The 13194-nt window shown below is 45.2% G+C and carries 15 protein-coding genes; 10 read left to right on the top strand and 5 right to left on the bottom strand.

Features of this window, described 5'->3' with window-relative positions; all coding sequences use genetic code 11:
- Positions 1–3: 3 nt before the first annotated feature.
- Both BUQ89_RS00360 and BUQ89_RS13785 read right to left on the bottom strand, forming a co-directional pair.
- Positions 4–762 (bottom strand): RNA-guided endonuclease TnpB family protein, encoded by a 759-nt coding sequence (locus tag BUQ89_RS00360; protein WP_281250616.1) that lies wholly within the window; start codon positions 760–762, stop codon positions 4–6.
- 42 nt (positions 763–804) lie between these two features.
- Positions 805–1137: a helix-turn-helix domain-containing protein gene (locus BUQ89_RS13785; protein ID WP_218612725.1), complete on the bottom strand. Its 333-nt coding sequence runs from the start codon at positions 1135–1137 to the stop codon at positions 805–807.
- A gap of 213 nt (positions 1138–1350) precedes the next feature.
- Here BUQ89_RS13785 and BUQ89_RS00355 point away from each other — a divergent pair, with 213 nt between their 5' ends.
- Positions 1351–2040: a VIT1/CCC1 transporter family protein gene (locus BUQ89_RS00355; protein ID WP_028462222.1), complete on the top strand. Its 690-nt coding sequence runs from the start codon at positions 1351–1353 to the stop codon at positions 2038–2040.
- Positions 2041–2520: 480 nt separating this feature from the next.
- Here BUQ89_RS00355 and typA read toward each other — a convergent pair whose 3' ends face one another.
- Together typA and BUQ89_RS00340 are read right to left on the bottom strand one after the other, a co-directional pair.
- Positions 2521–4335 (bottom strand): translational GTPase TypA, encoded by a 1815-nt coding sequence (gene typA / locus BUQ89_RS00345; RefSeq protein WP_028462224.1) that lies wholly within the window; start codon positions 4333–4335, stop codon positions 2521–2523.
- A gap of 270 nt (positions 4336–4605) precedes the next feature.
- Complete coding sequence (locus BUQ89_RS00340) at positions 4606–4806, bottom strand: hypothetical protein (protein ID WP_143071276.1); 201 nt, start codon at positions 4804–4806, stop codon at positions 4606–4608.
- 162 nt (positions 4807–4968) lie between these two features.
- Here BUQ89_RS00340 and cutA point away from each other — a divergent pair, with 162 nt between their 5' ends.
- From cutA to BUQ89_RS00320, 4 genes are all read left to right on the top strand, one after another.
- Entirely contained in the window at positions 4969–5316 is a 348-nt protein-coding gene (gene cutA / locus BUQ89_RS00335; protein ID WP_051537685.1) for a divalent-cation tolerance protein CutA, read from the top strand.
- 12 nt (positions 5317–5328) lie between these two features.
- On the top strand, positions 5329–7266 hold the full coding sequence (gene dsbD / locus BUQ89_RS00330) for a protein-disulfide reductase DsbD (RefSeq protein ID WP_028462227.1): 1938 nt from the start codon (positions 5329–5331) through the stop codon (positions 7264–7266).
- 337 nt (positions 7267–7603) lie between these two features.
- A complete protein-coding gene (locus tag BUQ89_RS00325) occupies positions 7604–8191 on the top strand; it encodes a TlpA family protein disulfide reductase (protein ID WP_028462228.1) in 588 nt (195 codons plus the stop codon).
- 66 nt (positions 8192–8257) lie between these two features.
- Positions 8258–8632 (top strand): DUF2784 domain-containing protein, encoded by a 375-nt coding sequence (locus BUQ89_RS00320; protein WP_245812860.1) that lies wholly within the window; start codon positions 8258–8260, stop codon positions 8630–8632.
- Between the two features lie 4 nt (positions 8633–8636).
- Here BUQ89_RS00320 and ttcA read toward each other — a convergent pair whose 3' ends face one another.
- Entirely contained in the window at positions 8637–9545 is a 909-nt protein-coding gene (ttcA, locus tag BUQ89_RS00315; protein ID WP_028462230.1) for a tRNA 2-thiocytidine(32) synthetase TtcA, read from the bottom strand.
- A gap of 268 nt (positions 9546–9813) precedes the next feature.
- On the opposite strand from ttcA, the gene BUQ89_RS00310 reads away from it, so the two are divergent.
- The 5 genes from BUQ89_RS00310 to BUQ89_RS14325 all read left to right on the top strand — a co-directional run bounded on the left by BUQ89_RS00310 (position 9814) and on the right by BUQ89_RS14325 (position 13188).
- Complete coding sequence (locus BUQ89_RS00310) at positions 9814–10284, top strand: cupredoxin domain-containing protein (RefSeq protein WP_028462231.1); 471 nt, start codon at positions 9814–9816, stop codon at positions 10282–10284.
- Entirely contained in the window at positions 10281–10799 is a 519-nt protein-coding gene (locus tag BUQ89_RS00305; protein WP_028462232.1) for a DUF411 domain-containing protein, read from the top strand. The genes BUQ89_RS00310 and BUQ89_RS00305 overlap by 4 nt, the downstream gene beginning before the upstream one ends.
- Positions 10800–10826: 27 nt before the next feature.
- Complete coding sequence (locus tag BUQ89_RS00300; protein WP_036573742.1) at positions 10827–11339, top strand: c-type cytochrome; 513 nt, start codon at positions 10827–10829, stop codon at positions 11337–11339.
- A gap of 164 nt (positions 11340–11503) precedes the next feature.
- Positions 11504–13042 carry a YeiH family protein gene (locus tag BUQ89_RS00295; protein ID WP_177183609.1) on the top strand — a complete coding sequence of 513 codons (1539 nt, stop codon included), beginning with the start codon at positions 11504–11506 and terminating at the stop codon, positions 13040–13042.
- A 14-nt stretch (positions 13043–13056) separates the two neighbouring features.
- Positions 13057–13188 carry a hypothetical protein gene (locus BUQ89_RS14325; protein WP_256205460.1) on the top strand — a complete coding sequence of 44 codons (132 nt, stop codon included), beginning with the start codon at positions 13057–13059 and terminating at the stop codon, positions 13186–13188.
- Positions 13189–13194 lie beyond the last annotated feature (6 nt).

Below are 13194 nucleotides of genomic sequence, written 5' to 3'. Positions count from 1 at the left end.
CACCTAAATGCAAACAGGACTTACAGATTCTCCAAGGGCTGACACCGCCAGTCCAGCGGCCAAAACATTACGCGCTGCGTTGATGTCTCGATCATGGATTGATCCGCATTCCGGACAAGTCCATTCACGCACATTCAAAGGCATCTTGTTTACGGTATGCCCACATCCCGAGCAGCGTTTGCTGCTTGGATACCATCGGTCAATACCTACAAGCTCTCGCCCGTACCACAGCGACTTGTATTCTAATTGCCGCACAAATTCACCCCATCCTGCATCGGAAATTGATTTTGCGAGGCAACGATTTTTCTTCATATTGCTAACAGCTAAAGACTCTACAGCTATCACTTGGTTTTCGCTTACTAGCCGTGTTGAGAGTTTATGTAGAAAGTCTTTACGAGCATCAGCAATTCCTGCATGTAGTCGCGCTACTTTCAGTCTGGCTTTTTGTCTATTGGCCGACCCTTTGCGCTTTTTAGATAGCTTGCGTTGCAGCTTAGCAAGCCTGGTTTCATTCTTTCGTAGCGTGTTAGGAGACGCAATCTTCTCGCCCGTAGAAAGAATAGCGAAGTGCGTTAATCCTAAGTCAATGCCGACTTTGCCGCTAACCCTTGGCTTTCGCGCAACAGAGTCGTCGCAAAGCATAGAAACATGGTATCGACCCGCTGAGTCTTTAGAGACTGTTGCAATCGTTAGTTTTGTTGCCTTAGGAAGGGTGCGCGACCATCTAATATTCAGTGGATCTTTCATCTTCGCCAGTTTCAGAGACTTACCGTCCCACTTGAAGGCGCTGGACGTGTATTCAGCCTATTGCTTCTCATGCTTGCTTTTGAATGACGGGTATTTGGCTCGTTTGGCAAAGAAATTACCAAATGCCGCTTGCAGGTGGCGGAGAGATTGCTGCACAGGAACACTGGAAACTTTGTTCAGCCATTCAAATTCAGGCTCTTTTTTTAACTCGGTCAACAAAGAGGAGGTAGCATGATACCCGATTCTTTTTTTCTCGGTATACCAAGCATCAGAACGAACGCGCAACATGCGATTATAGACAAACCGAGCACACCCGAATGTTTGAGCCAGAATAGTTTCTTGCTCAAAAGTTGGGTAAAACCTGAATTTGTATGCGCGCTTAATTTCCATTAACACACTGTAACAGAAATAGGTGAAAAAACAGGCTTTAGTATCAGCGAAGCTGACTCCCTATCCATCCCCGGCCTTAAGACCGGGGTTTTCCGGAAGTTGAGATGATAAAATAGATCAAAGCGTTGATTACGGCTGCCCTGTTTTTTGCAGCAGAGCCGCTATAATGATGAACGGTTATATCAAGTACGCACGACCTCAAAAGGATAATGGATGACGCACAGTGAAGCACACAAATCACATCGTGTAGGATGGCTGCGTCCCGCTGTATTAGGTGCAAATGATGGTATTGTTTCTACCGCCAGCCTCATTATTGGTGTTGCCGCTGCAAACACCACACAAGAAAATATTTTACTTGCCGGTGTTGCTGGATTAGCAGCCGGTGCCCTGTCGATGGCAGCCGGTGAATACGTATCGGTAAGCTCACAATCAGATACAGAAAATGCCGATCTGGCATTAGAAAAAAAATCATTAGAGGATAACCTTGAGTCTGAAAAAGATGAGCTTGCAAAAATATATCAGGATAGAGGGCTGGAATCAGCCTTAGCAAGACAGGTTGCTGAACAGCTAATGGCCCACGACGCGCTGGGAGCACATGCCAGAGATGAAATCGGTATATCGAAAAATGCGAGCGCACGCCCTGTTCAAGCGGCTGTTTATTCGGCCGGGGCGTTTACAGTAGGCGCTGCACTTCCCTTATCGGTGGCCTGGATTATTCCGGGTTACTATCTGATAGTCGCAGTTGCAGTCTTATCGCTTTTCTTTCTGGCATTCCTGGGGGGCCTTGCAGCACGAGCGGGCGGTGCATCCATTATGATTGGTGCCTTCAGAGTCGCTTTTTTGGGTGCCCTGGCTATGGGTTTAACCGCAGTAGTCGGTCGCATATTTGGGATCGTTGCGTGATGGAGCATCAATCGATAACACATCTGCTGAGACTTTTACAAAAGTCCTCGCCAGAAGTTCTTGTCTATTGATTATAAAGAGTTAATTTTTCAACTATTGGAGTTTTGCAAAGGTCTCGCTGTTTAATCGAAGTATCGTTCGATGATAGAAAAATGATGATTGCTGCAGGAAATAAACGTGTCTATGAGCAGAATAAACGTGAAGTATTTGATGGCATGCGTGTTTATTACTGCTTTTATATTAACGCTTCTCGCCACTTTCATTGGAAGCTGATAAGGGATTCAGTACAATCTGCAAAAAAGCTTTATAACGACACGGCTTTTTTGCAGTCAAGCATTTTTACGCACAGTCGAAGATCGCTGCGCTGTAGAAATCAATTTTCAGAGGTAATTTTTGGCAAAACCTCCCGTCATTCTATTCTGACGCTATGAAAACGGGAGTTGACGTAAAGCTACAGGCTAGCGTGATTCTCTTGTAAAATCAGCCCGCCGTGCGTGACGCACGTTTGCGTTCATGTTCTAACAGATAACGCTTACGGATACGAATGTTTTTAGGTGTAATTTCAACCAGTTCATCGTCTGTAATGAATTCGATAGCGGATTCCAGCGTAAGGTGAACCGGGGGCGTTAAACTCACCGCTTCATCCGTTCCTGAAGCACGAATATTGGTTAATTGTTTACCTTTGATCGGATTCACAACCAAATCATTGTCACGGCTATGAATACCAATGACCATGCCTTCATACAAACGATCGCCCGGATTCACAAACATACGGCCGCGCTCCTGTAGTTTCCACAAGGCATAAGCAACCGCCTCACCTTTTTCTGCCGAAATCAATACGCCATTTCTGCGCGGTGCAATTTCAGGCCGCATCGGCGCAAATTCATCAAACACATGACTCATGAGACCTGTTCCGCGTGTCATCGTCATAAAATCAGCCTGAAAGCCAATTAAACCACGTGCGGGAATACGATAATCCAGTCTTGTCCGTCCACGGCTGTCTGAAACCATATCCAGCAAATCGCCCCGACGAGCACCCAATGCTTCCATTACTGCGCCTTGATGGGACTCCTCCACATCGACCGTCAGCATTTCAAACGGCTCACACTTCACCCCGTCAATCTCGCGGATGACTACATGCGGACGAGAAACAGCAAGCTCGTAACCTTCACGGCGCATATTTTCCAGCAAAATAGTAAGATGCAGTTCCCCACGGCCAGAAACCAGAAATGAATCGGTTTCTTTGGTATCTTCCAGCCGCATGGCTACATTTGTTAGCAATTCTTTTTCCAGACGCTCACGTAACTGCCGACTGGTCACAAATTTTCCTTCTTGTCCGGCAAAGGGAGAGCTATTGACCTGAAAAGTCATCGTCAGTGTGGGTTCATCCACAACACGAATCGGCAGGGCCTCAGGATGATCAATATCAGTCAGTGTAGTGCCGATACTGATTTCCTCTACGCCATTAATCAATACGATATCTCCCGCCAAGGCCTCGGTCATCTGAACGCGTTCCAGGCCATGAAAACCCAAAACCTGATTCACTCTGGCTTTCTTCGGCGTCTTATCACCCGTTAACACCAAGACATCCTGAGCGGGTTTCAGTCGTCCGCGACTGATTCGGCCAATGCCAATACGCCCAACAAAACTGGAATAATCCAATGCACTGATTTGTAACTGCAAGGGCTCATCAGGATTACCCTCCGGCGATCGAACATGTTTGAGAACCGTGTCAAACAGCGGACGCATATCTTTATGCGGCTGATTCAGATCCAACGTGGCATAACCATTTAATCCGGAAGCAAAAACTACCGGAAAATCCAGCTGTTCTTCTGTCGCACCCAGTTTATCAAATAGCTCAAAAGTATGATCCACAACCCAATCAGGACGAGCGCCCGGACGATCTACTTTGTTGATAACCACTATCGGGCGCAATCCCAATGCCAGCGCTTTCTTCGTCACAAAACGTGTTTGCGGCATAGGGCCTTCAACCGCATCCACCAGTAAAAGAACGCCATCCACCATTGATAAAACACGCTCCACCTCTCCGCCAAAATCAGCATGCCCGGGGGTGTCCACAATATTAATATGCACGCCTTCATAATCGATCGCGCAATTTTTGGCCAGAATGGTAATCCCTCGCTCACGCTCAATATCATTGGAATCCATCACCCGCTCAGAAATATGCTGGTGTGAGGCAAAGGTACCTGCCTGATGTAATAGCTTATCCACTAAAGTGGTTTTACCGTGGTCAACGTGAGCAATGATAGCGATATTGCGGATAGGGCGAGACATAGAGAGCAAGTCCTTAGGATTAAGTCGGTCAGTTAACACGACAAGGGGGCAATATTATATCAGGCAATAAAAAACATAGCCAATTTCTTCATTCAGTCACAAAAGACAAGACAAGCGGCTTATATTGATCCGGTAGCTCAGCTCGTCTTGTCAGTAAACAAGTCAGTTTAAAGCTAATTTATTCGATATCAGAATCCGTATTTTATTCGATATCAGAATCCGTATTTTATTCGATATCAGAATCCGTATTGCTGGTAACCGATACTGACACTACTTTGATTCTTCATCTGCACCTGCAAAAATAAACTTTAATAACTGCACAATAAAGAAAGGAATGGCGCTCAATCCGGTTAGAAAATAGTGCTCAGATGTAAATTGATCGCCTTCATCCATAAGAATATAAGTAATAAAAATAATGACGGGAAACGCGAAAGTGAGTATTTGCAGCAACCAGAACAATCTTTTAATCATAATATTATCTCTTTTAGTGTATTAACCTTTATCGACATGCAGGCTTCTTCCACTTATGTAAGCCCCTGCTCCATTGCAATAAATATCTTTTACCATGCGATACTACGCTAAAATCTGTATATCAAGCATATTGGTGGTTTTCATCTGACACCTTTGAACGTTATGACACCTATATTAATTATCACTCATCTTCCTGACAAAGAAAGTGCCCATTTGCTTTCACAACAACTGGTTCAGATGCGATTGGCCGCCTGCGTCAGCATACTGGCCGAGTGTACCTCGGTGTATCGCTGGGAAGATAATATTGAAACTGCTAATGAAATACCGGTTTTAATTAAAACCCAAGCACAACACTATAGTCAGGTAGAACGCATTATAACAACGTTGCATCCTTATGAACTCCCCGAAGTAATTGCTGTCTCTGTAGACAAAGGCTTGCCTGCTTATTTGCAATGGCTTGCCAATGAAACCAGTGATTCCAAACCAGATATAAAAAACAAATCAGACTGAGCTATTCTAATCATGCGCCTTATTCCATATTTCCTATTGTTATTCTGCTTAACCAGCACCCCTGTCTCTGCCGAAGAAGGAAGGGCTTTCAGCCTGCTGGATGGTCTGCAAAAACTGGGCATCAATCTGGGTCAGCAGGATCAGCAAGCCCTGTTGCCGCCAGATGAAGCATTTAAGCTATCGATAACAGTTCGTGACGCACAGACACTTATTGCCAGTTTTGAGCCGGCAAAAGATTATTATCTTTACCGGGATAAAGTTGCCTTTGAACCCAAAGACAGTACCACATCTATAAAAAAAATGGCCCTGCCTCAGGGAAAAATGAAAGATGACCTCACTTTTGGTCAGACCGAAGTTTATTATCAGCCATTTCAAGCCATTCTCTCTCTAGATCGAGCAATACCGGCCGAAGAACAGTCATTGACACTGACTGCAACCTATCAGGGCTGCAATGAACCCATTGGCGTCTGTTACGCGCCTATCAGCAAGGTGATCACGCTCACGTTGCCGGCAATAACAGCAGCGACAAATCTTGTTGCCGAAACTATCAGTGGCGAGGCCGCCGCCGCCCAGTCCGAAGCCACAACAGAATTGTTTCAGTCGCTGCCACCATCTCCCGCAATTGAGACAGAAACCTTCAAAATCGGGCAGATGTTTGAGACAGGCAATTTCTGGCTTATTCTGACCGGCTTTTTTGGTATTGGCCTCTTACTCGCCTTTACACCTTGCGTGTTTCCTATGTTTCCTATCCTATCCGGAATCATCGCAAACAAAGGATTACACCTTACCAGGAATCAGGGTTTTATTTTGGCGCTGGTTTATGTCCTGGGCATGGCCATTACTTATGCTGCTGCAGGTGTTGTCGCAGGGCTCTCTGGTGCCATGTTATCCGCCGCGCTGCAGAATGCCTGGGTATTGACTACCTTCGCGCTGATTTTTATTCTGCTCGCTTTTTCAATGTTTGGCTTCTATGACCTTCAGTTACCTGTATTTCTGCAAAGCAAGCTTTCTGTAGAAGCCGGTCATTTTAAAGGGGGGCACTTAACCGGCGTATTTGGCATGGGCGCTTTGTCTGCATTGATTGTGGGGCCTTGTGTGGCAGCTCCTCTGGCCGGTGCACTACTCTATATCAGCCAGACACGTGACGTCGTATTAGGTGGTGCTGCGCTATTTGTTATGGCGCTGGGCATGGGTGTTCCTCTCCTGTTACTGGGAACTTCTGCCGGCGCACTGCTTCCCAAAGCAGGTGCGTGGATGGAGTCCATTAAGCAATTTTTCGGCGTATTGCTATTAGGTGTCGCAATCTGGCTGGTTTCACCTGTCATTTCAGAAGTAGTGCATATGCTAATGTGGTCAGCCCTGTTAATTATTTCGGCCATCTATCTGCATGCGATTGATCCTTTGCCAGAAAGAGCACCCGGCATCAAAAAATTCCTCAAAGGTGTCGGTGTCATTGCGCTACTGACGGGCATAGCATTATTAGCCGGCGTGCTATCCGGTAACCGCGATATCCTGCAACCCCTCTCAAAATTTAATCTATCCGACATGAATGCCGCAGGCACCAGCGGAATCGTTGCGAGTGCTGGCGGACATCTGCCATTCCAACGGGTTAAAACAATAGCCGAGCTGGATGAATCTATTCGTCTGGCAAAAGATAAATATATCATGGTCGATTTTTATGCCGACTGGTGTGTTTCATGCAAGGAAATGGAACGCTTCACGCTGTCTGATGCCAAGGTACAGTCACGATTACAAGATGTCGTGTTACTGCAAATTGATGTCACAGCGGGAACACCAGACGATAGCGCATTACTGAAACGCTTTAAATTATTTGGACCACCGGGTATTCTGTTTCTAGATCGTCAAGGTAATGAGATTCCCGATATTAAAGTAATCGGCTATTTGAATAAAAAGGATTTTCTGGCTGTTCTTGATGCCGTGTTAATTTAGTCTAACCAAATAGATGCAAATCTGAGCCGGGGGAATTCGTTCATCGAATGAATCGTTATTTTTATGCCTGCCTGTTCTTCATTTGCCGGAACACACCAATATCCCCGTCGTTCGAGACGGGGATGAATAGCGCCTGATTATGAAGGACAGGACACACCCAGTTAGCTTGTGAAGTGAACCGTGTAGTCACGCCATCAGCAGCCGAAATTCTCCAGGGATGTACTGTGTAAACCAGGCTGAAAATGTGTATTTCTTCTGCGAATAACCAATCAGGTGCATATAAACGTATAATGGGCTAACCGCTTCGTCGCGCTTTTGAATTGAAGGAAAACAATAAATGGCAACATTAAAACAGGGATTACTATTTTTAGGGGTGGCTGCATTTGCTTTGACGGCCGGTTTTCTGCTGCGATCCCAGCTGATCGGTGATACCCAGCAAACTTCCCTTTCCAGCGCAGCAAGCAAACAAGGTGCTGAAGCCATCTTAGCTGCCAATTTGCCAGATATCCATGGGGAAAATCAAGCCATTGCCCAATGGCAGGGCCAGGTGCTGGTAGTAAACTTTTGGGCAACCTGGTGTGCGCCCTGCCGAGAAGAGATTCCTGAGTTTATTGAGATGCAGGAAAAATTCCATGACCAGGGATTACTTTTCATTGGCATTGCCATTGATAGAGAAGAAAAGGTTGTTGCCTATAGTAAGGAATTTGGGATTAATTATCCTGTCCTGGTTGGCGGAATGGATGCCATGTCGCTGGCCGAGGCCGCTGGAAACCACCAATCGGCCTTACCCTTCACCGTCATAATCAACCACAATGGTGAAATGATGACGACCTATCTGGGTCGTGTCGATCAGAAAAAATTAGAAAAGACACTGATCCCTTTGTTACAGGACAGGTCCCAGTCCAGGCATCAGACGCCTCTTTGATGCAGGCTTTCCATCATCAATACAAGCGAAACACCGTAAACGAATCACCAGTTATCGACAATTATTTTGCTTGCTGACGTCATACTGGTTATTCATTTTCTCTTTGTGTTGTTTGTTGTGGGCAGCTTGCCCCTGATTTGGGTTGGTGCGTGGCTGAAGTTCACCTTTGTCAGGAATCGCTGGTTTCGACTGACCCATCTCGCGGCTATTCTAGTTGTTGTTGGTGAATCTTTAGCCGGTGTTACCTGCCCATTAACCGCATGGGAAAACGCCGCCCGTCAGATAGAAACGGATCAGGGCTTTATTCAGCTGTGGCTGCATCGTATTTTATTTTACACTTTTCCAGAAGGCATACTCACCACAGTCTATGTACTCTTTGCAGGCTTAGTGGCCATCACTTTCAAATGGATTCCGCCCGATTATCGTAATACCCGTCTCTAATTAATTATCCGGAAACCGCACGACCCGGCTTCGTTTCTGCAACAGCCATCAAAGTCATTTCTTCAATGCTGGATCCAAATACTTCCTCGTCAAATGCTTTATCACCATCGGCAATCGGCTCACCTTGTGCTTTCAATCCAACAAAATCATAACGTGTCTTATCCGCCAAATGTGATGGCTGAATATTTTGTATGGCGCGAAACATGGTCTCAAGTCTGCCCGGAAATTTTTTATCCCATTGTTGCATCATCTCTTTCACAGCCTGGCGTTGCAGGTTCTTTTGCGATCCGCATAAATTACAGGGAATAATCGGAAAATTTGCAATTTCGGCATAGGCGGCTAAATCCTTTTCCTTACAGTAAGCCAATGGTCGAATGACAATATGTTGACCATCATCACTGACCAGTTTGGGTGGCATGGCCTTAAGCTTACCCCCATAAAACATATTGAGAAACAGTGTTTCCAGAATATCATCACGGTGATGACCTAATGCAATTTTAGTGGCACCCAGTTCGCCCGCCACACGGTAAAGCACTCCCCTGCGCAATCGCGAGCAAAGACTACAGGTTGTTTTTCCCTCAGCAATGACACGCTTTACCACACTATAAGTATCCTGCTCAACAATACGAAAGGGCAAGCCAATCTTTGTCAGATAAGTCGGTAATACCTGTTCAGGGAAACCAGGCTGTTTTTGATCCAGGTTGACGGCAATTAATTCAAATTGTAAAGGTGCATGTGCTTGCAGATGCATCAGAATGTCAAGCAAGGCATAACTGTCCTTGCCACCCGACAGGCAAACCATAATGCGATCACCAGCCTCAATCATATTGAAATCAGCAATCGCCGTTCCAACCTGACGATACAGTCGTTTACGTAATTTATTATGGTTATATTCCACCTTTCTGGATAACATTTAAAGTTAGCCTCGCTTATAATCAATTTGAATTAGAGATCAGGATAATATACTAAAAATTTTATTCACAAAGCAAAAGCGATACAGGCGCCTTTATCCTGTAGTCTAATGCCAGGTTCCCTGCGAAAATAGCAGAATGATGCTTTTTTTCAAATAACTTACCAAAAATAGACAAATGCACCGGAACAATTTAGCATTGATGCTTTCCAATCTGCTAAGACGTGAACGAAGCTAAATAAAACATTTGAGATACTATGGAGAGAATCATATGAGAAAGCATTTGATCGTTTGCCTTTCTTTTGCGTTGTTGAACATATTCTCAACCAATATATTCTCAAGTGCTTATTCTGACAACAATGCAATCGATTCCGTTATTGGCAAACCGGGTGATGCAAGCAATGTAACACGTATCATCAAGATAACGGTCATCGAAAACCGCTTTCTACCTTCAGAGATTAATGTCACGCAGGGAGAAACAATCAGGTTTGTGGTTAAAAGTGGAGGCAATGAACAGCACGAAATGATTATTGACACCATGGATAACCTGCAAGAACAAGCCAAGATGCGGCGTATCCATCCAGAAACAAAAGCTGCGGAACAAAATCAGATACGCTTGGATCCTGGTGAACAAAAGGAATTAATTTGGCAATTTACCCGTGCTGGCACGATAGATTTTGCCTGCCCGCTACCGGGCCATTTCAAAGGAATGCGCGGAAAAATCAATGTGGAGAAAAAATGAAAACGCAAATTTGTACCCTATTAATTAGATCTATCCTCGCCATCAGTTTTTTCAGCGTGGCCACTTACGCTGCTGCCACAACAACAGTTGAAGTCTATAAAAGCCCTACTTGCGGATGTTGTTCTAAATGGGTCGATCATTTACGTGATAATGGCTTTACCGTCAAGACCAATGACGTTGGCAACAAGGAAGCAAGAGCACGGGCTGGTTTTTCCAACTCAGTGGGATCATGCCATACTGCATTTGTGAATGGCTATGCCATTGAGGGTCACGTACCGGCACAGGATATTAAACGACTCCTGAAAGAGCGGCCTAAAGCCGTTGGTCTGGCTGTACCGGATATGCCCAAAGGTTCTCCCGGTATGGAAGGTCCCCGCAGTGAGCCCTATAATGTGCTTTTAGTTGAAAAGAAGGGCGATCAACGGATCGATGCAACCGTATACAGCCGCCATGATCCATCCGCTCAAAAGCCGGATCAGGCAGAATCTGGTGGCTCTATCATGAGATTGAAATAACATTCTATATTGATACTTTATATTATTATGATTACACGCTATTTTTTACTCATCAGCATCAGTGGATTGCTCATTGCCTGCAACGATCCGGCACCATCAGGCAATGCACCACCACAAACACCACAAACGCATGAAACGTATCAAGCTCAACCTCGTGACAGTCAGGAGCCGCTGATAACACGTGATTTTGATCCTGCACAGATCAAACAGGGTGAGACCGCCTATCGCGCAAATTGTACGGGCTGCCATGGACAAAAAGGAGAAGCAGGACCAAATTGGCGTCAACCAGGAAAAGACGGGCGGTATCCACCACCGCCGTTAAATGGCACTGCGCATACATGGCATCATACAACCGAAGCATTGAAAAAAACGATACTCAAAGGTGGACCACCCGGAAATAATGGAATGCCCAGTGGCATGCCTGCATGGGAAAACAAACTAACCGAACAACAAGTTGACGACATCCTGGTATGGATCAAATCATTATGGCCAGATGAGATTTACGATGCCTGGTACCGGAATATTGAAAACAAGTCATAATACATGGCATGTGGTTCAAAACCTCAGTACGGCACGCTCCTATTCATAATCAGGATATTAACCCAGCCTATCTGAATTGAATCAGGTTTATTTCAGTAATCAATCTAGAAATCACCATGATATATACCCAAAAAAATCCGGCACTTTTGATTATTGGATCTATTATGTTGGCAATCTGGTATTGCGCTCATAGCGGTTTGTTCGCACCGGTTATAGACCACTTGACGACCGATAAACCATATGAATACGTTACTGAACTTACAACAATTCCATTCTATTTTGGCCTTATCGCTACGCTAATAGGTATCTGGCAGTGGTTGGGTTCACATAGAGAAGGACATTGGGATTATTACTCATCCACCATTGCAGGCGGCATGTTTATCCTGCTGATCACCATGCTGGTCCGCTGGTTTATTGCACCAGAAATCGCCGTTATCAGCACAAGTTTCGGAGAAGTTGGCGAAACGGGTAAATATATTCATGATCTATTTGGCTTGAACTATGTTGTGCTAGGTATTGTCAGCGGTATTATTATTGTTAATCTATTCAAGGTACCTGATTGGGCTCAGAATGGCGTTCGCTTGTCCCGTCTCGGCCTCAAAACCGGGGTGATTCTGTTAGGAACCTTGTATAGTGCGGCGGAATTGGAAAATCTGGGAGGGTTGTCCATTGTTATGATTGGCTTTTTCGTGCTCGGTTCAGTCGGGATCGTGCTATGGATTGCTAACAAACGCAACATTCCCAGTTCCATGGGCGGCGTATTGTCAGCCGGCATGGGCGTTTGTGGTGTGTCCGCCACAGTTGCTGTTGCGCCTGTAGTACAAGCCAGGCCCATCGAAATAGCCTATACCATCGGGACTATCCTGCTTTGGGGCGTTGGTTGCATGTTCATCTTCCCTATCATTGGTAATCTGTTGAATATGAGCTATGTGCAATTTGGGGCATGGGCGGGAACAGGCATCCTCAATTCAGCACAAGTCGCCGGTGCCGCACTCGCCTACCAGCCTGATGGGATCGAAACACTCAAAGTTGCTGAAATTTTCAACATTACCCGTGTGCTCATTCTGCCTATCGTCGTATTATGGCTGGCTGTATGGTATGTAAAACGTGAAGGAAGCACGACGATTACGCAAGTCAATGTCGGAAGTATCGTTATTGAGAAATTCCCAATCTTTGTATTAGGTTTTATTCTTATGTTTGCCCTCTCCACTACTGGTATTTTTTCACCCGCACATCATTACCAGGGTAAATATTTTGGAAACACTACAGAACAAGGTTTTAAAGCGGAAAACCTACTCCAGGCTGGGCAAGTGCTGCAACTCAGATCGGAAACAAATAAAGTACATCGTGCCGATTATAGTGAAGCGCTACAGCGCCTGATCGAAAATGGCAAGATCATGTCCAGTGATGATGATACGACGCTGCGCGGATTAATCAATGCAAAGATTCTGTCGCAGGATGCCAATACTATTCTTAAATCGGCACATAAGGCCGTTCGGCATACTGCAAAAAAAATTGAAGCTTTTCGTCAATGGATTACCTGGCTATTCGCTTTTGGTCTGGTCGGATTAGGCATGCAGATTACAATCAGTTCCATGAAACAGGCCGGGGGGCAACCTGCTGTTATCGGGGGGATCGTTGGCTTTATTAAAGCGGCGTTATCACTGATTATCGTGATGACGCTGGTTAGTGAAACAATTTAATCGATAGAGAAATTATGGAAAAAGAAACGATACAGTCATTTGATCGCGGTTCCGCATTGTCAATTTTTGGCAGTGACCGAAAAGAAGATCTGGTTGCATTAGTTTTTGCACTGATACTTGCTCTTGTTATTTACATCGGTTATTAATAGCCG

Source organism: Nitrosomonas cryotolerans ATCC 49181 (genome assembly GCF_900143275.1).
Lineage (GTDB): Bacteria > Pseudomonadota > Gammaproteobacteria > Burkholderiales > Nitrosomonadaceae > Nitrosomonas > Nitrosomonas cryotolerans.
This window is presented reverse-complemented; position numbering and strand designations above follow the sequence as displayed.

Bases quoted from the DNA above. Each gene is read 5' to 3' on its own strand.
- ttcA (WP_028462230.1), bottom strand. From the start codon at position 9,545: ATGTTATCCAGAAAGGTGGAATATAACCATAATAAATTACGTAAACGA.
- typA (WP_028462224.1), bottom strand. From the start codon at position 4,335: ATGTCTCGCCCTATCCGCAATATCGCTATCATTGCTCACGTTGACCAC.
- cutA (WP_051537685.1), top strand. From the start codon at position 4,969: ATGACACCTATATTAATTATCACTCATCTTCCTGACAAAGAAAGTGCC.
- BUQ89_RS00340 (WP_143071276.1), bottom strand. From the start codon at position 4,806: ATGATTAAAAGATTGTTCTGGTTGCTGCAAATACTCACTTTCGCGTTT.
- BUQ89_RS00295 (WP_177183609.1), top strand. From the start codon at position 11,504: ATGTTGGCAATCTGGTATTGCGCTCATAGCGGTTTGTTCGCACCGGTT.
- BUQ89_RS00325 (WP_028462228.1), top strand. From the start codon at position 7,604: ATGGCAACATTAAAACAGGGATTACTATTTTTAGGGGTGGCTGCATTT.
- dsbD (WP_028462227.1), top strand. From the start codon at position 5,329: ATGCGCCTTATTCCATATTTCCTATTGTTATTCTGCTTAACCAGCACC.
- BUQ89_RS14325 (WP_256205460.1), top strand. From the start codon at position 13,057: ATGGAAAAAGAAACGATACAGTCATTTGATCGCGGTTCCGCATTGTCA.
- BUQ89_RS00310 (WP_028462231.1), top strand. From the start codon at position 9,814: ATGAGAAAGCATTTGATCGTTTGCCTTTCTTTTGCGTTGTTGAACATA.
- BUQ89_RS13785 (WP_218612725.1), bottom strand. From the start codon at position 1,137: ATGGAAATTAAGCGCGCATACAAATTCAGGTTTTACCCAACTTTTGAG.
- BUQ89_RS00305 (WP_028462232.1), top strand. From the start codon at position 10,281: ATGAAAACGCAAATTTGTACCCTATTAATTAGATCTATCCTCGCCATC.
- BUQ89_RS00355 (WP_028462222.1), top strand. From the start codon at position 1,351: ATGACGCACAGTGAAGCACACAAATCACATCGTGTAGGATGGCTGCGT.
- BUQ89_RS00300 (WP_036573742.1), top strand. From the start codon at position 10,827: ATGATTACACGCTATTTTTTACTCATCAGCATCAGTGGATTGCTCATT.